Annotated in this window: 17 protein-coding genes; 10 read left to right on the top strand and 7 right to left on the bottom strand. The window is 36.7% G+C overall.

Features of this window, described 5'->3' with window-relative positions; translation table 11 throughout:
* Positions 1-71: 71 nt before the first annotated feature.
* Together AC1TPB_RS10875 and AC1TPB_RS10870 are read right to left on the bottom strand one after the other, a co-directional pair.
* Positions 72-797, bottom strand: coding sequence for an NAD-dependent protein deacylase (locus AC1TPB_RS10875; protein WP_482076497.1), 726 nt, complete (start codon positions 795-797; stop codon positions 72-74).
* A 116-nt stretch (positions 798-913) separates the two neighbouring features.
* Complete coding sequence (locus AC1TPB_RS10870) at positions 914-2,083, bottom strand: benzoate/H(+) symporter BenE family transporter (protein ID WP_482076496.1); 1,170 nt, start codon at positions 2,081-2,083, stop codon at positions 914-916.
* Between the two features lie 341 nt (positions 2,084-2,424).
* On the opposite strand from AC1TPB_RS10870, the gene AC1TPB_RS10865 reads away from it, so the two are divergent.
* Entirely contained in the window at positions 2,425-3,105 is a 681-nt protein-coding gene (locus tag AC1TPB_RS10865; protein ID WP_482076495.1) for a hypothetical protein, read from the top strand.
* A 715-nt stretch (positions 3,106-3,820) separates the two neighbouring features.
* Here the strand turns inward: AC1TPB_RS10865 and AC1TPB_RS10860 are convergent.
* A complete protein-coding gene (locus AC1TPB_RS10860; protein WP_482063027.1) occupies positions 3,821-5,011 on the bottom strand; it encodes an NAD(P)/FAD-dependent oxidoreductase in 1,191 nt (396 codons plus the stop codon).
* Positions 5,012-5,053: 42 nt separating this feature from the next.
* Entirely contained in the window at positions 5,054-5,479 is a 426-nt protein-coding gene (locus AC1TPB_RS10855) for a helical membrane plugin domain-containing protein (protein ID WP_482063026.1), read from the bottom strand.
* Between the two features lie 739 nt (positions 5,480-6,218).
* Between AC1TPB_RS10855 and AC1TPB_RS10850 the strand changes: the two genes are divergently transcribed.
* From AC1TPB_RS10850 to AC1TPB_RS10815, 8 genes are all read left to right on the top strand, one after another.
* On the top strand, positions 6,219-8,855 hold the full coding sequence (locus AC1TPB_RS10850) for a right-handed parallel beta-helix repeat-containing protein (RefSeq protein WP_482076494.1): 2,637 nt from the start codon (positions 6,219-6,221) through the stop codon (positions 8,853-8,855).
* 201 nt (positions 8,856-9,056) lie between these two features.
* Positions 9,057-11,237 carry an NAD-dependent epimerase/dehydratase family protein gene (locus AC1TPB_RS10845; protein ID WP_482076493.1) on the top strand — a complete coding sequence of 727 codons (2,181 nt, stop codon included), beginning with the start codon at positions 9,057-9,059 and terminating at the stop codon, positions 11,235-11,237.
* Between the two features lie 5 nt (positions 11,238-11,242).
* Positions 11,243-12,136 carry a hypothetical protein gene (locus AC1TPB_RS10840; protein ID WP_482076492.1) on the top strand — a complete coding sequence of 298 codons (894 nt, stop codon included), beginning with the start codon at positions 11,243-11,245 and terminating at the stop codon, positions 12,134-12,136.
* Between the two features lies 1 nt (position 12,137).
* The gene (locus AC1TPB_RS10835; RefSeq protein ID WP_482076491.1) at positions 12,138-13,973 is read left to right on the top strand and encodes a DUF2194 domain-containing protein; all 1,836 of its coding nucleotides are present in this window, start codon (positions 12,138-12,140) and stop codon (positions 13,971-13,973) included.
* Positions 13,974-13,981: 8 nt separating this feature from the next.
* On the top strand, positions 13,982-15,436 hold the full coding sequence (pelF, locus tag AC1TPB_RS10830; RefSeq protein WP_482076490.1) for a GT4 family glycosyltransferase PelF: 1,455 nt from the start codon (positions 13,982-13,984) through the stop codon (positions 15,434-15,436).
* Positions 15,396-18,503 carry an exopolysaccharide Pel transporter PelG gene (gene pelG, locus AC1TPB_RS10825; RefSeq protein WP_482076489.1) on the top strand — a complete coding sequence of 1,036 codons (3,108 nt, stop codon included), beginning with the start codon at positions 15,396-15,398 and terminating at the stop codon, positions 18,501-18,503. The genes pelF and pelG overlap by 41 nt, the downstream gene beginning before the upstream one ends.
* Positions 18,504-19,214, top strand: coding sequence for a polyphosphate polymerase domain-containing protein (locus AC1TPB_RS10820; protein WP_482076488.1), 711 nt, complete (start codon positions 18,504-18,506; stop codon positions 19,212-19,214).
* A gap of 36 nt (positions 19,215-19,250) precedes the next feature.
* The gene (locus AC1TPB_RS10815; RefSeq protein ID WP_482076487.1) at positions 19,251-19,919 is read left to right on the top strand and encodes a DUF4956 domain-containing protein; all 669 of its coding nucleotides are present in this window, start codon (positions 19,251-19,253) and stop codon (positions 19,917-19,919) included.
* Here AC1TPB_RS10815 and AC1TPB_RS10810 read toward each other — a convergent pair.
* Positions 19,913-20,089: a hypothetical protein gene (locus AC1TPB_RS10810; protein WP_482076486.1), complete on the bottom strand. Its 177-nt coding sequence runs from the start codon at positions 20,087-20,089 to the stop codon at positions 19,913-19,915. The two genes, AC1TPB_RS10815 and AC1TPB_RS10810, sit on opposite strands and share 7 nt — an antisense overlap.
* Positions 20,090-20,381: 292 nt before the next feature.
* Here AC1TPB_RS10810 and AC1TPB_RS10805 point away from each other — a divergent pair, with 292 nt between their 5' ends.
* Positions 20,382-21,266, top strand: a complete 885-nt coding sequence (locus AC1TPB_RS10805) for an HAD family hydrolase (protein WP_482076485.1) — start codon at positions 20,382-20,384, stop codon at positions 21,264-21,266.
* 126 nt (positions 21,267-21,392) lie between these two features.
* Here the strand turns inward: AC1TPB_RS10805 and AC1TPB_RS10800 are convergent, their stop codons facing one another.
* Together AC1TPB_RS10800 and AC1TPB_RS10795 are read right to left on the bottom strand one after the other, a co-directional pair.
* Positions 21,393-21,725 (bottom strand): AzlD domain-containing protein, encoded by a 333-nt coding sequence (locus tag AC1TPB_RS10800; RefSeq protein WP_482063016.1) that lies wholly within the window; start codon positions 21,723-21,725, stop codon positions 21,393-21,395.
* The gene (locus AC1TPB_RS10795) at positions 21,722-22,444 is read right to left on the bottom strand and encodes an AzlC family ABC transporter permease (RefSeq protein WP_482076484.1); all 723 of its coding nucleotides are present in this window, start codon (positions 22,442-22,444) and stop codon (positions 21,722-21,724) included. The genes AC1TPB_RS10800 and AC1TPB_RS10795 overlap by 4 nt, the downstream gene beginning before the upstream one ends.
* Positions 22,445-22,454 lie beyond the last annotated feature (10 nt).

Below are 22,454 nucleotides of genomic sequence, written 5' to 3'. Positions count from 1 at the left end.
GCGTGATATATTCTGTTCATACAATAGAATATATTACGCTTATTTTCGCTTTTATTTGAACTATCTATAAGCTACAAGTGCTGTTTAATATATTGAAAGCTTGCGACAAGATCGTCATGAATAACGATATCGAACAAGTAATCTAGCTCAGTAGCTTCGTAGTTAATAATAGCTAGCTTAGGCTGGCTAGCCCGACTGGCGTAGAACGGCAATTCCTTTACCGGAAATACTTGCAGCGACGACCCAAGCGTAAGAAATAGATCGCATTGCTCACTTGCTTCATAAGCTTCAGGAAGATGACGCACGATACCGCCAAATAGGACAACATCAGGCTTTAATATGAAATTATCATGCTCGCAACGTGGAATCTTCTCAGCCATAACATAACTCAGCTCATAGCTTCGTTTACATTTTGGACAATGAGCATGATCGATGGAGCCATGAGCTTCGAGAATATGACGACTCCCAGCTTTACGATGTAATCCATCTACATTTTGCGTAACAATCGTAACCTTTTTCCCGAGAGCTTCGAGTTCTGCCAGCATCGTATGTGTGATATTAGGCTCGTATTGCTGCATCCGCTCCATTAGAAAAATACTTTTAAAGTTTGTCCAAAAGTCTTTGGGGTGAGTTGCGTAATATCCTTCAGATAGTAAATATTCAACATTATTAACTTGTGAATAGATGCCATTCGGTGAACGAAAGTCTGGAATTCCACTCGCAGTGCTAATGCCGGCACCCGATAGCACAGTAATAAAGTTAGCTTTTCTTATTTGTTCAACTAATTGATTAAGCATAGATATGTTCTCATCTCCAGTTCATGAATTACTTATTAACTACTACTTATTTACTGCTTAGATACTGCTTAGATATTGATTAGCTGTTGCTTAAGTACTTCTCATGTACTTCTCAATTACTGCTCATTAGGTTGGTTAGATTTTCGTTGACGCAATGCTACACTTAATACGGTACCTACAATTAGTGACCACAATGCAGCAGAAATACCAAAAAAAGATATGTTAGCTGCAGAAATAATAAAGGCAAATACGACGGGAAAGCTATTTTTTGTATCGGCAAATGATGAACTCATACTATTAAGAAAGACACCTAACAATGAAAATCCAATAATCGTTGCAATAAAGTATTGCGGAAGTGATGTAATGTATGGGACTAGCTTCCAAGCAAAAATACCGAAAATAATGCAAAGTACACTGGAAACAACAGCTGCACGATAACGTTGCTTATGCTCGCCACTTTCATCACTACTGCAGATCGTTGTCATCATGCCACCAGTATTGATAGAATGATTTAAGAAGAAGCTGCCTAATGCAGAAGCGATGCCTGAATAAGAAATTATTCGATTGATCGGTGGATTATAGCCTTGTTTGGTTAAGGAAGCTATCGATACCGCTAGATCATTGCTTAATATTAGCACAGCAATTGGAATGGCTATCGAAATTAATCCCTGCCATGTAAATTCAGGTGTTATCCATATAGGGAATTCGTATGCAATTGGTGTTACTTGTGGAAATGTATAAGTGAATAATAATCCGATTAGACCAAATACAATGACACCAATAATAGGTGGAACAGCTTTGAAAATTCTAGGTGCAACAAAATATCCGATCAAGGCAAGTAAACCGACAAGTGGGTTTGCTTTGAATGAAGGGATGAGTTCTAATATATATTGCATAATGATACCTGCAAGCATAGCATCAATAATTGATCGTGGAATATGTTTGAATAGAACATTGAATATACCAGTGAATCCAAGCACTGCAATAATGAGCCCCGACATTAAGAAACTTGCCGTAAGCTGGGGTAATGTTAATTGTATAGAAACGGTACTTAAAAATGCGACAGTGGTAATGGAATGTGCTCCAGCAATCGGTAATTTGTATCGCAAAGCAAGAATTAAGTTGAATAATCCTGCTACAGCGTAAGAGACGAATAACCAAGAAAGTAGTTCTCTTCCATTGAGGCCTAGATGGTTAGCGCTGTGAATCGTTAATATTGCTCCGCCTGTACACGCCAATAATGCGGAACTCATGCCTGTTGCTACTTGTTGTTGATTTACGATCATGCTAATTCAAACTCCTTAATATTGTATTACGTAATTGCTACTTATACAGTATAGCAAAATATGTAGTGTTAATTTGTGAATAAGATGAGAAGTATTCTCTTTTAGCTTAAGTATTATTAGGTTATATTTAATTAATTGTATTTAGACCCTTCGATTTCAAAACTGTTATGTAGTTGTTTATGTTTTATCGCTAAGATGTAATTGCATCTTGAGTAATATGAATGTTTATTCTAAAATGTAATTAACTACATAAATCTCAATTGAATTGCGGCAAAGCATGTCCCATTTTCCTAATACCAGGGGAATGGGCCTTTTTATTTTAAATTAGGGGAGATGAAGGTATGGGTTTTGCTGAAGTGCACGAGGAGTGGCTGAAGGTTCACTTGAAGCAACGAACAGGAGAACGAAAGGATCGTTTGCAACGAGGTCATAGCTATGGAGAAATATTATTTCTTGAAAGAGTGTGGTGGCCGCTAGTAGGCAACTTCAAGGATCTACATCCTGAATATGAAATTGCAGACTGGAGAGGAATGAAGTTTTTTGTGGATTTGATGTTATGCATGGGAGATGCTCGTATTGCTTTTGAAATTAAAGGCTATGGTCCACATGTTGAACAAGCAGATCGTACAAAGTATAGAAGGGAGTTAAATCGCGAATTGTTTCTACAGGCGGTAGGCGTGAAAGTGATATCGATAGCAGTGGACGAGCTTGAAAGTAATGCTGAATTAGTTAAAAGCTTTGTGAAGATGATCGTGTTGCCTTATTTTGGGAAGAGGGAACTTGGATTTGCTATGGGTGTTAATAGGGTGGAGAATGAAATAATACGACTCGCATTAGTAAATGGAAAGGTAATAAGACCAGTGGATGTAGTGAAGCATTTGGAGATCAATGAAAAGACAGCTATTAAGTACTTAAGTCAACTGAGTGAAAAGGGACATTTCCATGCCGTTGTATCAGGCAGAACGAAAAGAATAAATAAATACGAGTATGTAGGCTCAATGTTCAACACTCAAATGAGATGAGGGGGCGAAAAAATACCCAAACCGCTCCCTAGACAGTAAAAATGGAGTCCATGCGACGAAAAAGCACCCAAACCGCTCCCTAGACAGTAAAAACGGAGTCCATGCGACGAAAAAGCACCCAAACCGCTCCATAGACAGTAAAAACGGAGTCCATGCGACGAAAAAGCACCCAAACCGCTCCATAGACAGTAAAAATGGAGTCCATGCGACGAAAAAGCACCCAAACCGCTCCCTAGACAGTAAAAACGGAGTCCATGCGACAAAAAAGCACCTAAACCGCTCCATAGACAGTAAAAATGGAGTCCATGCGACGAAAAAGCACCCAAACCGCTCCCTAGACAGTAAAAACGGAGTCCATGCGACGAAAAAGCACCCAAACCGCTCCATAGACAGTAAAAACGGAGTCCATGCGACGAAAAAGCACCCAAACCGCTCCATAGACAGTAAAAATGGAGTCCATGCGACGAAAAATTAACCAAACCGCTCCATAGACAGTAAAAACGGAGTCCATGCGACGAAAAAGCACCCAAACTACTCTATAGACAGTAAACACGGAGTCCATGCGACGAAAAAGTCCATAAAATAAAGGCGAATTCTCAATCACCATAGACTGAGAATTCGCCTTTATCTGTTTGACTGTATTTCACAAATTGAAGCTCACGGTGTTTAATGGCTTCATGATGATTAAGGCAGCCTTCATTGCAGTATATAACTACTACAGCTTAGTATGAACTGCTGTACGTAGAGAGTGGATGTGAGACAGGTAACGAATGTTACTTGCTTCTTTCATCAATGTTGCAGAAATACCTTTAAGTGCAGTGTTACTAGCTCCTACAGTTGCAACTGCATCTTTACGACCAAGTGATGCAAGAGTACCAGAGTTAACTGGGTGGAATTCATCCATAGCTTTACCATTGAAGTAAGCATATAGATTGAAGCCTACCAACTCACCCATTTGCCAAGCATTTTGTGCAGTTGGAGCATGAGGGCGTCCGCCGTCAGCAGGGAAAGCAAGCGCAGAGTCACCAACTACGAATACATCAGCATGTGATTTGGATTGTAGGAATTCGTTAACAGCAGCTTTACCGCGGTCACATTCAAGACCAGAATCAGCTACTACTGGAAGAGCAGCTACGCCACCAGTCCATACGAATGTATTAGCTTCAATGGTTTCGCCAGTTTTAAGCTCGATTTTGTTACCAACAACGCCAGTAACAGGAACGCCAGTGATGAACTCTACACCACGAGCGGCTAAGCTTTCTGTCGCACGCTCAATCAAATGATCTGGAAGAACAGGAAGAATTTTCGGTCCTGCTTCGATCAACTTAATTTTAAGATCTTTAGCGCTTAAGCCATATTGTTTCGCGATTTTAGGGAAGTTATCCGCAATTTCACCAACAAGCTCAACACCTGTAAGACCGCCACCGCCAATAACGATTGTAGCATCAGCTTCGTTTTTAGTTTTAGCATAAGCTTTAATACGGTCTTCGATATGTTTGTAAATTTGGTTAGCGTCATTAACTGATTTCAGAACCATACTGTTTTCTTCAAGACCAGGGATACCGAAGTAACCTGTTTGGCTACCAAGACTTACTACTAGAGCATCGTAAGAAAGAGTAGTGCCATCAGCAAGTTTAATTTCTTTGTTTTCAACAGAGAAAGATTCAACTTTAGAAATTTTCAAGTTAACGTCAAGACCTTCGAAAATTTTCTTTAAAGGAATAGCAATAGCCTCTTCATTTAAAGTACCACCAGCTAGGCGATGTAGTTCCGTAATAATTTGATGTGTTGCGAATTGGTTGATTACCGTTACTTTTGCTTGACTTTTGTCCATGTATTTGCGAACAGTTTGAGCTGTAAGTACGCCACCGTAACCTGCACCCAAAATGACAATGTGTTTAGACATAGCTAGTCCTCCGTCCATTACTTTAGATTGATTCGATTATTTTTATTTGGAACGTTCGTTACTGACTTCAAGGTATGCATTAATAAAACGGAACATTTTTTGTGCTTGAGGGTCTTTAAGCATTTTCATAAGTCCGAAAATACCGATAACTTCTTGACTTGTTGCAGCACGATCTTTAGCTTCAATCGCATTGATTGCCATTGATCTTGCGCCTTCAATAACTGGACCAACAATTTCTGTAGTCGCGCTTATGATGTCATTTTTGAAAACTTCATCTGTAGCTAAAGTTTTCGTGACATCGTAAGACTTTGTTAAGCAACTTACTAATTCGGTTAACTTTGGCAATTGTTCTACTAAAGTAGAAAGTGATGCTTGTACTTCCGGCTGCAACAATTGCTCAAGTAGAGCTTGCTGCTGTTGACTCGGAGTTACCGCTTCAGATTGCGCTTGTGTGTTTGTTTCTGACATATCCAGGTCTCCTTTGAATAGAACTACTTTTGACCGATTAATGATCGGCATGAAGCGATTCCAGATTTCTTGTTTTAATTATACTACGTGCTTGGATGAAAATATTGTGATAAATTTCACCTAACTCGAAAGTATGTGACATGACTGCTATTTATAAGCAATCTAACAGATTCTAACTTTGCTCACACGAAATTAGCAAATGCTAAATTGCAATTGCCTATAACGAAAAATGAGTGAAAATAGAATCGAAATCTAAAAGGGCTTAAGTTGTTATTTATATTATAGCCTAATATTATGAAATCGTCTCTATACTTACACAATATTTCTCGTTATTACTTGTAATTCACGGAACTGCTCCAAATTCATCAAGAATTGAATAATCGCTTCATATTAGGAAAGGAGATGACTTTTGGCACATCCTAAGTGATGAGAAGGTCATTGTTCAAGTGAAATTGTCCTGAAGTCGACGATAGTATATGCAAAATCGTTACATATTATTAACAATAAGAGTGTAAAAAGTCGCAGTTAATTAACAAATGACTATCTATACTGAATAATCATGTGGTAAAATATAGCAAATAAGGCTAGAGAATTAAATTCCCTTCGTTATACGTTTGTCCATTTTCATACCATATTCTTAATGTTAAACTCAAAATATGGAATGAAAACTCTTGTAGACAATGGCTGTAGCGATTGTTATACGGGGCCAAATTTAATACGGAGGGGGCTGTTCTTTGCTATGAATACACAGGAAAAGCATGTGAGGATCATAAAAAGAGTGAAATTCAGTTTTCTTTCATTTCTAAGTGTTATGATTTTATTTACGTACCTACCTATAGGCGCCAGCTCAACGGATCATTTCCCTGGTAAAGTATTTTATGTCTCAACAAGCGGTTCGAATGATAATGATGGGTCTGTCGACACACCATGGCGTACCATTCAGTATGCAGCAGATACGATGAAAGCAGGGGAAACTGTACTAGTACGTGATGGCATATATGAAGAAGCTATTACAATTACTAGCTCTGGTTCAGCAAGTGCAGGACATATTACGTTCCAGGCTTATCCTGGGGAACTACCGGTTATTGATGTATCTAACGTACCAGATATTTCACATATTGTTCAGTTCACCAATTCACATTATGTTGTGTTCGATGGTTTTGAGCTAACTGGACTAGTATCCGATAGTTCTTCGAAGTATTTGGCTGGTATAAAAGTAACAAAGAGTGGATCCAATCTTTATATTATGAATAACCATTTGCACGATATTGCAAATTATAATGTAAAAGGCAATGCAAACGGTATTATCGTATATGGTAATGGAGCTCAAGCAATAAAGGACATTACAATTTCAGGTAATAAAATTCATGACTTAATACTTGGATCAAGTGAAACAGTAACTGTTGTTGGTAATGTAGATGGATTTACGATTTCGAACAATCTTATATACAACGTGAACAATATTGGGATTGATGTAGCGGGTCATTATGGTACTTGTTCAAGTCCATGTATTGACCAAGCAAGAAATGGGGTAGTAAGCGACAATATCGTGCATAGTGTCGATACAATTACTAACCCGGCCTATCGAGGGGTCCGCGCTGCAGCAGCAATTTATGTTGATGGCGGGACAAATACAATCATCGAACGTAACGAAGTATACAATAATAATTATGGTATAGAGATTGCGAGCGAGAAATTCAATAAAACGACGAGTAACATCGTCGTAAGGAATAATTACATTTACAATAATCATCAATCAGGACTTATTATGGGCGGATCGTCTACAAAAAACGGCTCTGCATCTAATAATATTATTATGAACAATACATTCTATTTCAATAATACTCTTAAAACTGGTGATGGAGAAATTACATTCCAAAATCAAGTGACAAATAATTCTTATCATAATAACATATTTTATGCAGACTCAATGACGCCATTTTTCTATGATAATCGAACAGGAAATAACGGGAATTTTATAGATTTTAATATGTACTATGTGTCAGGATCAATATCTAATCATTGGAGAGTGAGTGGAACCAAATATAACTCATTCGAACAGTATGTAGCTGCGACAAAAAGAGATGCGCATTCCATATTTGCTGATCCATTATTCACAGATGCCCAATCAGGTGAACTTTCATTACAAGAAAACTCTCTAGCAATTGATGCGGGCACAATAGTATACGGTTCAGGTGGAAATCTCGACATTAGATCGCAACAGCGAATAGTCGGAGTAAATATTGATTTAGGTGCATTCGAACAGAATGAACTAGTAGAGAATATTCCACCTGATGTTCCGGAGTTAACGCCAACACCAGAAGTTCCAGTGATAACACCGAATCCATCTGCTCCCGATGAATCTGGTATTAATATTACAATTGATGGATTAACTGATGACTGGACTTCTTACTCAGAATTAGCAAATAGTGCATCTAATGTGAAAACATTGCAAGGGATTATTGCAAATGACACATTATATGTATTAATAACAGGAAATTTATTAACTGAGAAAGGTCAATTGTATATCGATACGGGTTCGGGTGATGCTACTTCATTTGCATCTACTCACTGGTCTAATCAGTTTGCATCGTATTTGCTAGAGAATGGAGCGCTGTATCAATATACAGGAAAAGGTAAAAACTGGGATTGGAGTAGAGTTACTGCCTACAAGAAAACTAATGTAGCGATTTACTCATCAGTAGTTGAATTAGCGATTCCTTTAGAATTGCTTAATGCAAAAGATAGTAGCAGTATCAAAATTGGGTATATTTGGAAGGATTCCTCGAGTAATCAACTGCCATCAGGCGGGTCAATGGCTACAGTAACTACTGTGGCAGAAACACCAGAGCCAACACCAGAGCCAACACCAGAGCCAACACCAGAGCCAACACCAACAGTAGATAAAATAACTGTGGATGGTAAAGTTAAGGATTGGTCAGATATCGGACCGATTGCTACAAGTAGTAATAATATAAAGAGTGTGAAAGTAACCAATGATGATGCTAACTTGTATATCTTGTTGGAGGGAAGTAAGTTAGGTGGTAAGGATCAAATTTACTTTAATTCTGATAATGATAGTAACACTGGTTATAAGATTTCAAAATGGAGCTCATCTGGAGTAGATTACTTGCTCGAAGATGGTAGATTGTATAGTTATAGCGGGGATGGGAAGTCCTGGTCGTTTACAATAAGTGAAAATTTGATAACGAGTAATAGGTACTATACTTCCGCAAAAATAATTGAAATCGCTATTCCGTTAGACACTCTCAACCTAAGTAAATCAGATATGATTCATTTTGGAGCTATGCTTGATGATAAAAATTCGCAAAAACTTCCTTCAAGCGGAGACATGATTAGCTATACTTTGCAATAGAATAAATAAACACTTCCTAGAGCAAGTTCAGCCGAGATGGGTCGGTGCTTGGCTCTAGGGGTTTTTTGGGAGTTGATTATTAAAAATATCCATAATATGAATATATTATCAAAATTATAGTTTGGATTATTTGCATGTGTTTAAAAAGTTAATGTTATTAATGAGTTTAAACCGGATATTTTTAGGAAAGTGGTGATTTGTGTGAAAGTGTTAATTACAGGGGGATACGGCTTCATTGGTTCTCATGCTGCCGATCGTTTCTTTAAGGAAGGTTACGAAGTTTTTATTATTGATAATCTAGTGTCTGGACGCAAAGAAAATATTCAATTCAAGCATAAAAGTTACATACTTTCGGTTGATGATGCAAAGTGCGAGGAAGTTTTTAAAGCTAATCGTTTTGATGTTGTCGTACATTTGGCAGCACAAGTAAGTGTTAAGAAATCATTAGTTGATCCTAAGCTAGATACAGAAACCAATGTACTTGGGTTTGTGAATATGTTAGATCTATCTAGCAAATATAATGTTAAATCATTCATTTATGCTTCTTCTGCGGCTGTTTATGGACCACAGGATCAATTGCCTTTATCTGAAGATTCTATCTGCAGTCCAATTTCGCCATATGGAATTAGTAAACTTACAAATGAGATGTACAGTAATAAATGGAATGAATTATACGGATTATCTACCATTGGATTTAGATTTTCAAATGTATATGGTCCAAGGCAGAATAGTGAGGGCGAAGGCGGAGTTATATCGATATTTATGGATCGACTTACTCAAGATAAATCCATAATTGTTCATGGTGATGGAACACAGACGAGAGATTTCATTTATGTCGAGGACGTAGTTGATGCGATATATCGTAGTGTAAATAGCTCAGCTAAAGGGGTATACAATCTATCGACGAATATACAAACTTCTCTAACCGATATTATTGAATCTCTTATCACGATCAAACCAATTGAGAAGATTGAATATGTTAATAAGCGTGAGGGAGACATTGATCATTCCGTTCTAGATAATACTAGAATTATGAAAGATCTAGATTGGTCGCCACTATATTCGATACAAGAAGGTCTTGAACGAACAGCAATTTTCTTTTTGAAAAAGCACTCTGAGGAACAAGTAGCAGCCACAGTAGTTGAAAAAAAACCTCCAAGAATAGACTTGAGCTCATTCAAGAAAACAATACTCCCGTATGCAGAAAATCTTCTAGCGTTTGTCCTTACAGCTTGGATTACTCTTAATTATGTACATAGTGCTTATGGTGTAGTTGATGTAAGTATATTTTACATAACTATAATAGGTATCCTCTATGGTAATAGACAGGCTGTACTATCCGTCGTACTATCCATTGGATTATTTACATATGAGAAATTAAATGATGGTAGAGATATGATATCACTTACATACGATACGGACTTTTTCTTCCAAATAGCCATTTATATATTTATCGGTTTAGTAGTAGGTTATTCCATTGAAAGAAAAAATGCACGCATTTCGCAGCAAGAACAAAAAATTTCAGAAGTTAATGAACGTTATGAATTTCTTGAGCATGTATATACTGAGGTTCGTGAAGTAAAGGATGAGTTACAGCTACGAATTTTAAATTCTGGTGATAGCTATGGGAAGATTTATAATGCTACCAAAGAACTTGAAAGTTTAGAGCCTGAGTTAGTGTTTAATGCAGCCGTTAACGTAGTGAAATCGATTATGAAAGTAAATAAAGTTAACATCTATACTGTCAATAAACATCAAAGCTATTTACGCTTACTTGCGAATTCAGGTTATAACAATACGGAAGTAGCGAAATCATTAAGAGTACAAGATTATCCGCATTTATCTGAGCTACTATCAAATGGACAAATGTACATTAATAAAAATTTAACCGAGGAAGCACCACTAATGATGGCTCCTATTTTCCATAAAGATCGCATCTCGGCAATTATTACTATTGATGACATGTCTTTCGAAAGTTTCTCACTATACCATCAGAACTTATTCCAAATTACGGTGAATTTAATTTCTTCTGCATTAAGTAAAGCTTTTACTTTCATCGATGCAACTGAAGGCACACGTTATATTTCGGGTACAAATATTCTTCGAAGTGATGTATTTGGAGAGATTTTGGAATCGAAATCTTTGTCAAAACAACAGAATCACGTACCTTATTTATTATTAAGAAGTCAACTACAAGGATTATCGATGGAAGAGGCTTCTCATTATATAGCTCCTTTATTACGTGAAACTGATTATATTGGCATGAATGAGCAACAACAATTAATGGTGCTATTATCCAATACGAGTGAACTTGATGCAGAAATTGTTCTTCAACGTTTATCTCATTCATCGATTACGTTCGCAGCAGTCAGTGAGGAGTGAACATAATGTACTTGCAATGGTATGGAATTTATCTAATTGTTTCTTGGATCGTAATTGTTATTTTAAACTGGAAAAACAAACGTAATATCGCAATGAAAATCATTGTTGTGACCTTTTTACCCGTAGTTGGATGGATTTTGCCGATGGTGTGGTCGCGCATTCGATTGGAAGATTCAAGTAAAGAATTTACTGAATATATCGAACGTCAACAAGAAGAGCATAAAGTTAGAAGAATAGGCATATATAACGAAATTGAAAAGAACAAAGAACTTAATGTTATTCCAATTGAGGATGCACTTGTTGTAAGTGAACATCAAGAACGAAGACAAGTTATGATTGATGTCCTGAAGCAAGATACGATTAATTATATCGAAATTTTGCAACGAGCTGTAAGTAATGAAGATACGGAAACATCACATTATGCAGTTAGTGCAATTATGGAGTTAAAGCGTAAACTACAAATATCTATGCAAGAGCTGACGGTTAAATATGAGAACGAACAATCCAATTTAGATGTTGTCATTGCATATGCTGAAGTCTTGCGTGAATTTATGAATAGTGGCTTCTTAGATCATAGAACACTTCGGAAATACCAATTTACGTACTTATCTGTTTTGAATCGTCTAATTGTTTTAGCTGAAGAAACAGAGTGGGCTTACATCGCTAAAGTTAATATGGAAATTAAGTTAGAACTATATGGTGATGCTGAAAAATCCGCACAACTATTCATCGAAAATTCCCCTCACAATGAAGATGCGTATTTGGCATTACTGAAAGTGTACTTTGTTACGAGATCCAAACAAAAGCTGCATTTTACGTTAGATAAGTTGAAAAATTCACCAGTGAGGTTGTCGAATCAAGCATTAACAACGGTAAGGTTCTGGTCTGAAGGGGCATAATATGGATAAGTCTATTAAGTTTCGGCGTAACGTCTACATTATTCTGATCTGTATTCTATTATTTGCAATAGTGTCGCAGATTGCTCGATCAAGTTTGATTCTGAAATTTACAACAAATAATAAATTTGTTGAAAGAACAGAATGGATTGAAATGATGAACCAAGCTCAAAGTACTGAGACGGTTTCAGCATCATCAGACAATCATTGCATGGTTACTGATTCAGAAGATTCATTGAGTAATGAAATGGAAGAAAACTTTGCAGAAGTGTACCGTTATATTAAACAACCATATACGATTCAAGATGTGAGCAAAGAAACGATCACAATGTCTTCATGTTCAGCAGTTATAATGATCTCTTCATTGGAGAAAATGGAAGATTACATTGAAGATATTGAACATTATGTTGATAACGGTGGACATTTCTTCCTTGCAAGAATGGATCATCCTGGTAATGTACTAACACAAATATATCGTAAGCTTGGAATTAATAATTATTGGTTCGTTATTGGAAATACTGATGTTCGATTTACGTCCAATCTATTAATTGGACAGAAGGATGTAGTATTTGAAGATGACTATTTTTACAATGATTCCTTATCTTTGGAATTGGATTCTGCTAGTACTTTATTAGCTACAGGAAAAGATCAGACGCCTTTAATATGGGAAGTGGACTATGGTGAAGGATCGTTCATGGTCTATAACGGAAATAACTTGGGTATGAAAGCTAATCGTGGATTAGTTGTTGGTTGTATTAGTTTAATGATCCCGAATTATATTTATCCTGTGTTTAATTCGAAAATATTTTATATCGATGATTATCCTGCACCTATGAGTCAAGAGATAAACACACAACTATACGCTGAATATCGCAAAAACATCGCTGCATTCTTTAAGGATATTTGGTGGCCAGATATGATAAAAGCTGCGAGAAAGTATGATCTCAAATACACTGCCGTAGCCATTCAAGATTACAACGATGACGTTACGTATCCATTCGGCTCTATGCATAAAGATGATTTTACTAATCTTATTGTTTATGGTAGGGAAGTATTGAAGAGTGGTGGAGAAATTGGGATACATGGTTATAATCATCAACCATTACAATTTCGTAAAGATATAGCTGATTTTTATGAGTATGAAAAATGGGAATCGATTGATGATGTTGAAGCTTCCGTTGAAGAAATAGTGGAGTATATGGCGCAAGCATTTCCAAACTACTCACCGGTTAGTTATGTACCACCTTCTAATATCATTAGTGAAGAAGGTAGGAAGGCATTAGTTGAAAAGTGGCCAGACTTCCGAGTGATTTCCAGTCTATATGAAGAAGACCCATTAGATTATGCTTATGTGCAAGAATATGAAATTGCTAGTGATGGGATAATAGAAATGCCTCGGGTTACATCTGGTTATGCTGATGCGGCAGATACAAAATGGCTTGAAGCAAATGTAATGACATCTTTAGGAATCATTTCTCACTTCATTCATCCGGATGATATTTTTGATACCCATCGTAGCGGTGATAAAAATTGGAGTCAACTATATGAAGGCTTCGAATCGATGTTACACAGAATGGAAGTAACGTATCCATGGGTACGTGCTCAAACCTCCAGTGAAGCGGCATTAAGTATGGGATATGTATTAAGTAGTCAAATTACTAGAAACACTTCTGAAAATCAAGTTGAAGTTAGCATTACAAATCAAGCGGTTACCCAATATTTCATTCTAAGAACGGAAAAAAAGATTGGAAAACTTGTAGCATGTGAAGTCAATAAAATTGACGAAAATACGTATCTAGTTACGGCTGATTCAGAGCATTTCACAATTGAATTGAAGTAGGTGTATTTATGAGGATTTGTATAATTGCAGAAGGTTCATATCCTTATGTAACGGGCGGAGTATCAAGCTGGATTCATGAAATCATAACGCAGATGTCAGAACACGAATTTGTTATTTATTCGATTGCCGCTCAAACGAGTCAAAAAGGGATATTCAAATACAAACTCCCAGACAACGTTGTAGAGATAAAAGAAACATTTCTCGATACTTACTTAACGGAAAAGGGAGATTGGGGAAAAAGATTCAAATTAACGGATCAGCAAAGACAAAACTTCATGAAACTACTCGGTGATCATGGTGATATTGAGTGGGATAATTTATTTACCTTATTAAGAAATCGGCAATTCAATCAAGTATCAGATTTTTTGGCAAGTAAAGACTTTTTCGATATATTAGAAAAATTGTGTCATGAAAGATATCCATTAGTACCGTTTACAGAGATGTTTTGGACTGTTCGTTCGATGATCTTACCGTTATTCTTGACCATTCGAGATGAACTACCCGAAGCAGATTTATATCATAGTGTATCAACAGGGTATGCTGGAATTGTCGGAGCAGTTGCCAAACATATTAATAATAAGCCATTCCTCTTAACCGAACATGGAATCTATTCCCGTGAGCGTGAAGAGGAAATTATTAAAGCGGACTGGGTTAAAGGGTATTTCAAAGATATGTGGATTCAATATTTCTATCGTCTTTCTACATGTGCCTATGAGAATGCAAATTGGGTAACTACTTTATTTGGACGCAATAAAGAGATCGAGATTGAACTTGGCTGCGATGAAAATAAGATAGAAATTATCCCTAATGGTGTAGATGTTAAAAATTATGTGGGACTAAATCAGACTAAGCCGAGCAATCAAGTATACATTGGAGCCATTATACGCGTTGTACCAATTAAAGATATTAAGACGATGATACAAAGTTTTGCATTAATTAAAGAAGAAGTACCTAATGCGGTATTTTTCATTATGGGTTCCTATGAAGAGGATGAAGAATACTACTGGGAATGTCTACAATTAGTTAAAGCATTAAAAGTTAAGGATATAAAATTTACAGGGGCAGTTAACGTTAAGGAATATATCGGAAAAATGGATGTTCTTATGCTGACTAGTATTAGTGAAGGACAGCCACTAGCTATATTGGAAGGTATGGCTGCAGGAAAACCTTATGTAGCAACTAATGTTGGTAGTTGCAAAGAATTACTAGAAGGGCTTGATGATGGAATTGGTCCAGCGGGCTTTGTTACACCAGTTATGCACTATGAATTACTTGCTCAGGCAGCAATTAAATTGTGTATGAATGTGAAATTAAGAACTGAGATGGGACAAAATGCACTCAAACGTGTTCAATTGCATTATAGACAAGAAGAGGTAATCTTAAATTATCGTAGATTATACTTCGATTTGGGGGGGGATTTGAATGGCAGGGATCGGGTTCGAGCTCCGCAAACTCTTTCATAAAGAAGGGTTAATAAACAATGTTAAGGCGTACGCATATTCCTCACTCACTACAGTAGGCCCAATGATATTATGTATGTTACTCATTATTGGTCTACAAAGGGTGATGTCCTATAACGGGAGTAGTTATTTAGAATGGGAGTTATATATTGCAACTGTTTCTTATTGCTTTATATTTTCCATTGTAGTTACTTCAGGGATATCAATGGTGTTAACTAGATATATTGCAGATATGTTATATCAACGCCAATATTCAAAATTAATGTCATCCTATTATGGTTCATTGATGATTATGATCCCAGTATGTTCCGTAGTAGCTGCTACATTTTTAAGTGGTGTAAGTGCTGAGTTTTCGTATAAAGTAGCTGCTTATTTCTTCTTTATGCTGTTAGTTATTATATGGATACAAGGTGTCTATTTGTCAGCATTAAAAGATTATATTCGTATTGCACGAGGATTTATTATTGGTGCGGTACTTGCGTTAATTGTCGGATGGTTAGTCATGTACTTCTTTAATATATCTACAGTAGTAGGTGCTTTAATTGGGTTAGATGTAGGTTTCTTAGTCATTGCAATATTATCGGGCCTTCACTTCCAACAAAAGTTCCCCAAAGCAGATATAAAATCATACTTTGAATTTTTAACTTATCTCAAAAAACATCCCTCACTATTTTTCGCAGGATGTTTCGTATATTCAGGAGTATATTTGCATAACTTTGTATATTGGCTAAGTGATCATGGTGCAGTAATCGGAGAACAATTTAGAGTATATATGTTCTATGATGTCCCGGTCTTCTATGCATTTTTATCTGTTATGCCAACACTAGTAACTTTTGTCGTATCGGTTGAGACTTCTTTCTATGAGAAGTTTAAAGTCTACTATTTAAATGTACTATCTGGTGGTACTATTCAAGATATTGCAGTGGCAAAGAAACAAATGCAAAAAACATTAACGAGAGAGATTAGTTTTCTAATGGAAATTCAATTGTTGTTCACTGTAGTATCCATTGGTTTAGGTATTAAGTTTTTGCCGGCTATTGGATTTACAATGGAGCAATTAGATCTATTTATTATTTTAGCACTAGCATATTTCTTATTTATTATGTTATTCGTATTTATTCATGTACTCATGTACTTTGATGATCAAAAGGGTGTGTTTTGGACGGGACTTATATTCTTTACACTAAATATCGTTTGTACGTATGTCATGATGAGTGTAGGATATGACGGCCTCGGGATCTTCATAGCTTCCTTTATTTCCATCATCATTGTAATTTCCAGATTATTACATGTATTGCGAAATGTTGATTACTTTACATTTTGTTCGCAGCCTATAAATACTGTTGAAACGAAATCAAGTAGTTCCATTAAGCATAAGTCAGGGATTCTATTATCTAGTCTTATGATTTTCATTGTAGTATTAACGGGATGTAGCTCTTTGAATGTTGATGAGCTGGATACACCTCTACAAAGTACAGCTAACTTAGCAACAATACCTCAAGACATCGATACCACTTTAGTTGAAGACAAACGAATCTATGAACGCGATGACGATGGATCGCTTAAGACGTTATATATTACGGTATTGCCTTACAGAGAGCGTGATGGAGAATTTGATTGGTATGCGCTTAATCGTCAACAAGATAAAACAACGGGTAGAGAGCTAGATGTTATTGTTCAAGAGGGATTAAGTGATGGTCTAGGACCAAAAGCAGGTATGTTTGGCTACAGTGCTTCTGTAGCAAACGCATCGATTGGTGTAAGAGGGAACTCTGCATGGGATCGGGTTCAAAAATCATATAAAGTTGAATTATTTGCTGAAGCCGGTCAGTATATGGACCAAGAGCGACTTAATCTTAATAAACATATCGATGATTTATCCAGATTGCGGAATAAGCTAGCTTTTGACTTGATGGAAAAAATACCGAATATGACGAGTTTAAGAACGCAATTCGTACAAGTGTATGTTAAAGACTTGTCCAATGGACAAACAAATGCAACGTATGAAGATTACGGTTTGTATACAAATGTTGAACAGCCTAACAAGCAATTTTTGAAGTCTCATCTATTGGACCCTAACGGTAACTTATATAAAGTTAAGTTCTTCGAGTTCAATCGTTATGCTGAACAAATTAAAGAAGTATCGGATGCAAACTACAGTGTAGCTAAATTTGAAGAGATCTTTGAGATTAAAGGTAGAGAAGACCATTCTAGATTAATTGAAATGTTGGAAGCAGTAAATAATTATAGTATTCCAATTGAGGAAACGATAGATAAATATTTTGATTTGGATAATTTCCTAACTTGGACCGCTATGAATATTATGATGGACAATATGGATACGGATGCTAATAACTTCTTCTTGTATTCTCCATTAAACATTGATAAATGGTACTTCTTACCGTGGGACTATGATGGAGGCTGGGAGTTACAGCGTAATCTTAATTTCATTAGACCATACCAATCAGGACTTAGTAATTATTGGGGTGTAATTCTTCATAATCGCTACTTCAGAGATGAAGCTAATATTGATTTATTGAAAAATAAAATGGATGAATTATCACAATATATTAATAAAGATACGATTCAGACTCAGCTTGATAAATATCGAGATGTTGTAGAGCCGTTCTTATATCGTATGCCTGATATGAAATTCCTGCCGGAGCAAAATTCTAATTTTGAAAATGAACTAGCTACCATTCTTGCTACTCCTGAAAGAGGAATGGAAAGGTTCTTAGATGATTTAGAGAAGCCCAAGCCGTTTTATATGAATGATGTTATTCAGGATGGACAAACATTACACTTCGATTGGGGTGTATCATTTGATCTACAGGATGATAAATTACTTTACACACTTACAATAGCGACAGATAAATATATGGAAAATATAGTGCATGAGAAGACGGGGATTAAAGAAATTCAATACGAATGGAATGGCTTAGCGAAAGGTACTTATTTCTGGAGTGTTATCGTTGAAGATGAACATGGCAACAAACAAGATTCATTTGAAATCTATATTGACTCTCAGGAAGAGCTCTTCTACGGTATAAGAGCATTTGAGGTGAATTAGTTGTTATTTAGAGGGAAAAGGTTACGCACAGAGCAGAAATATTATTTACATTTGCATGATTATATCTCGCTAAGAAGTAAGCTAGCAACGACGCTTTCACTAGATTCACACTCTATTGATCATGATGGTTATAATATTCGAAGCTTATATTTTGATGACCCGAAAAATACGTCATTAGAACGCAAAAATGATGGGATATTTAAGCGGGAAAAGTTTCGGATACGTATTTATAACGATTCGGATCAATTTATCGCTTTAGAGCGAAAAACGAAATTAGGGGAATATGTTTGCAAAGAATCCAAACAAATTAGTAGAGCAGAATATGATCAGATTATGAATGGAGAATATGAGTTTCTTAAGCAATCCAATGAACCACTTATGATGGACTTTTATGTTGCAATAAACACGTATGGTTATAAACCAATGTCGATCGTAGATTATTGGCGGGAAGCTTATATTTATGAATATGGCAATGTAAGAATTACTTTTGATAAAAGATTAGCTGCAGGTGTGAACACGATTGACTTATTTGATCCGCAGTTAGCTTTAGACGAAGTAGTTACTACTTCATCTACGATAATGGAGGTTAAATTTGATGAAATACTTCCTGAGCGTGTGAAACAAATCATTGCTCCAGCAAGTCATGTTCGTTCTAGTATTTCAAAATATGTTCTTTGTAGAGAAAAAATATTGCAGCACTATACGCAATAAGTATATTCCATTACGCATGAGAGTCGGAGGAAAAAAATGAATTTCAATGATATTATTAAACAAAGTGTAATTACACTAGAGAACTTCCGTTCAGTATCCTATTTCGATATGATATTAGGATTATTACTTTCATTTCTATTAGGAATGTTCATTTATTCCATATATCGCAAATCTTTTCGTGGTGTCGTGTATAGCTACAATTACAATGTATCGTTCGTACTTATGACAATGATTACTGCACTCATTATTATGACGATTAGCACGAATATCGTATTATCATTAGGTATGGTTGGCGCACTAAGTATTGTACGTTTCCGTACTGCGGTGAAGGATCCACTTGATATCGTCTACATGTTCTGGTCCATCTCTGTCGGAATTGCTGTAGGTGCCAAAATTTATCCGCTAGCGATTGGCGGATCATTAATTATTGGTCTTGTTATTTATTGGTTAAGTAAAAAGAAAATTCGCGAGGAAGCATACCTGTTGATTATCCGTCATTCTGACACAGCAACTTCCGAATTACGTACAGAAATGAGAAAATTAAGTGGTAAACTGAAATCAAAAACAGTACGAAAAGGATACACGGAAGTCACCTATGAAATAAAGTTAAAAGATGATAACACTTCATTCCTCCAAACGATTGCGGAGCTTGAAGGGGTATCGGATGCTTCGTTAGTGAATTATACTGGTGACTACGCTCAATAAGTGTGGAAGTTGAAAAATTGGACTTTGATAACGATGATTGACTTTGTAGTATATTCGACATCGCAGGTGAAGCGAACTTGGAAAGTACGGTTCGCGTGTACGTAATCATGTACACTTGCGCTTCCGCCTTTCTCAAGTAACGCTTCACCTGCTCGATTCTGAAAGCCCAATTTTTCAACCTTGAATGGAAAGTGGAAGTTGAAAAATTGGACTTTGATAACGATGATTGACTTTGTAGTATATTCGACATCGCATCTGAAGCGAACTTGGAAAGATATCAACCGTTTTGTGCACTGTGATTCAGCTGCATAGAACGGTTTTTTTGTTGCACGAAGACGGTGATGAAGTAGTTCACTGATACTAATTTACATAGAGATGACCAATCTCTTGCTAATATCGTATATAATGGCCTATAAGTAAGCAATGAGTTAGATTAATGACAACAATGAATGGGGGAGCATTATGAGATTAATAGCATCGGACATGGATGGTACATTGTTGAATCAGCAGTGGCGCATCAGCGAGGACAATAAACAAGCTATTTTAGAGGCGCAGCAAGAAGGTATTGAATTCATTATAGCGACAGGGAGACCTTACACTAATGTAATACCTATTCTCGAAGAAGCGGGAATTACTTGTCCAGTTATTAGCTTAAATGGAGCAGAAACTCATGATATAGAAGGTAAACTAGTAGCTAGTCAGCCATTAACTAAGGAACAAGTACGTATTGTCCATAATATATTATTGGAAGAAGATATGTATTTTGAGCTTATGACTAATCAAGGTGCATTCAGTCTTAGTGAAGAGCGTTGTAGAGCCATATCTCGTCATATTGCGTTACGTGAATTACCTGATCTATCTGAAGCAGAGCGTGAACTGATTGTGGATAAGATGTTCAAAGAACGGGTTCGCAGTGAAAACTGTCAATTTGTAGATTCATTCGAACCGATACTAGCTGACGATGATATTGTTATTTTGAAAATATTTTCCTTAACGACAGATGAGGATCGACTTGCCCAAGCCAATGTAAGATTACGTCAATTAGATGGACTAGCGATTACAAGCTCCGGTCATGAGAATTTGGAAGTGAACAATTTGAATGGTCATAAGGGCTACGCTTTACTTGAGTATGCGCAAAGTAAAGGCATTGATGCATCTGAGATTATGGCAATGGGAGATAGCTATAATGATCTTACGATGCTCACATCTGTAGGACGAGGCGTAGCTATGGCTAATGCTGTGGAACATATTCGTAATCAAGTAACATACACAACCAAGCATAATACAGAGTCAGGCGTTGCCCATGCGATCTATGAAATGCTCGCTGAACGCAAACAAAATGTATAAGTCGTTATATGAAATAAGAGGAGCTGCCCCAAGTCATTAGTAAAATGACCTAGTGCAGCTCCTTTTGTTATACATATAAACTAAACCTTACTGATGAAGAGAATTGTTGTTATTGCTGCGAAACATCTAAGTAAAGTAACGTATCAAGGCCATCGCAATAACACCGACCAGTACAGTTAACGACAGGCTTCTACTCCATATTGCTGCAATTATTGTTGGAATTAAAGCATATATGAAGGGGAGATCAACTGAAATCGCCGCGAACCCCTTCCCATCTATAATCCATATATGCTCTACAATTAATGCAGTTAATATACATATCGGAATATAACTTAACCATCGCATGAACACTTCAGGCAACTCAATCTTTTTAACCAAAATAAACGGTATGATCCGTGGTATCCAAGTTACTAGTCCACAACCGATAATAATCGCTATAAATGCTGTCGTTGTACTCATCGCTCGCTCCACACTCCAATTGTTGCTGCTAATATCGTAGCAAAAATAACGGCAAGATGTGATGGCAAGAAGAGCATCAATACAAACATAAATAAAATCGTATAGCCTACAATAAGTAGCATAGGTTTCAGCTTAGCGGGTGCAAGCTGCTGCAGCTGTAATATAAGTAATGCTACGAACATTGCCGTTAATGCAAAATCTATCCCTAGCATTTCTGGATCGGCGATCCACCGTCCTAAGCTTGCTCCGACCACGCTAGAGATGATCCAACATAAATAAGCAGTTAGATTAAGTCCGTTCATCCAGCTTGCTTGTAGCTGTTGCTGTCCCATTAATTTTGTTGAAGCAACACCGAATGTTTCATCTGTTAACAACGTAGCGATTCCAATATTGCGCAAGGTAGAATCCGTTTTGAAGGCTGGTGCAATCGTTAGTCCCATTAAGAAATGTCGCAAGTTGACAATAAAAGTTGTGAAAATAATAACGGATATCGGTGTTCCTGTAACTAACAACGCGCAAATAATAAATTGTGCTGAACCCGCATATACGAACACGGAAAGTAAGGCGATTTCCAGCAACGAAAGATTCGATGCCGAACCGACAATACCGAAAGCTGCGCCAATTCCGATGTAACCAAGTAAAGTAGGTACGCAATCTTTAACGCCTTGCCAAAATAACTGTTGCTGGGAAGGCGTAGGTAATATAGTTTCATTCATCATAGCTTGTTCG

The organism is Paenibacillus sp. Y951, assembly GCF_056786395.1.
Note: the sequence above shows the minus strand (reverse complement) of the source record. Positions and strands in the feature narration are given on the sequence as shown.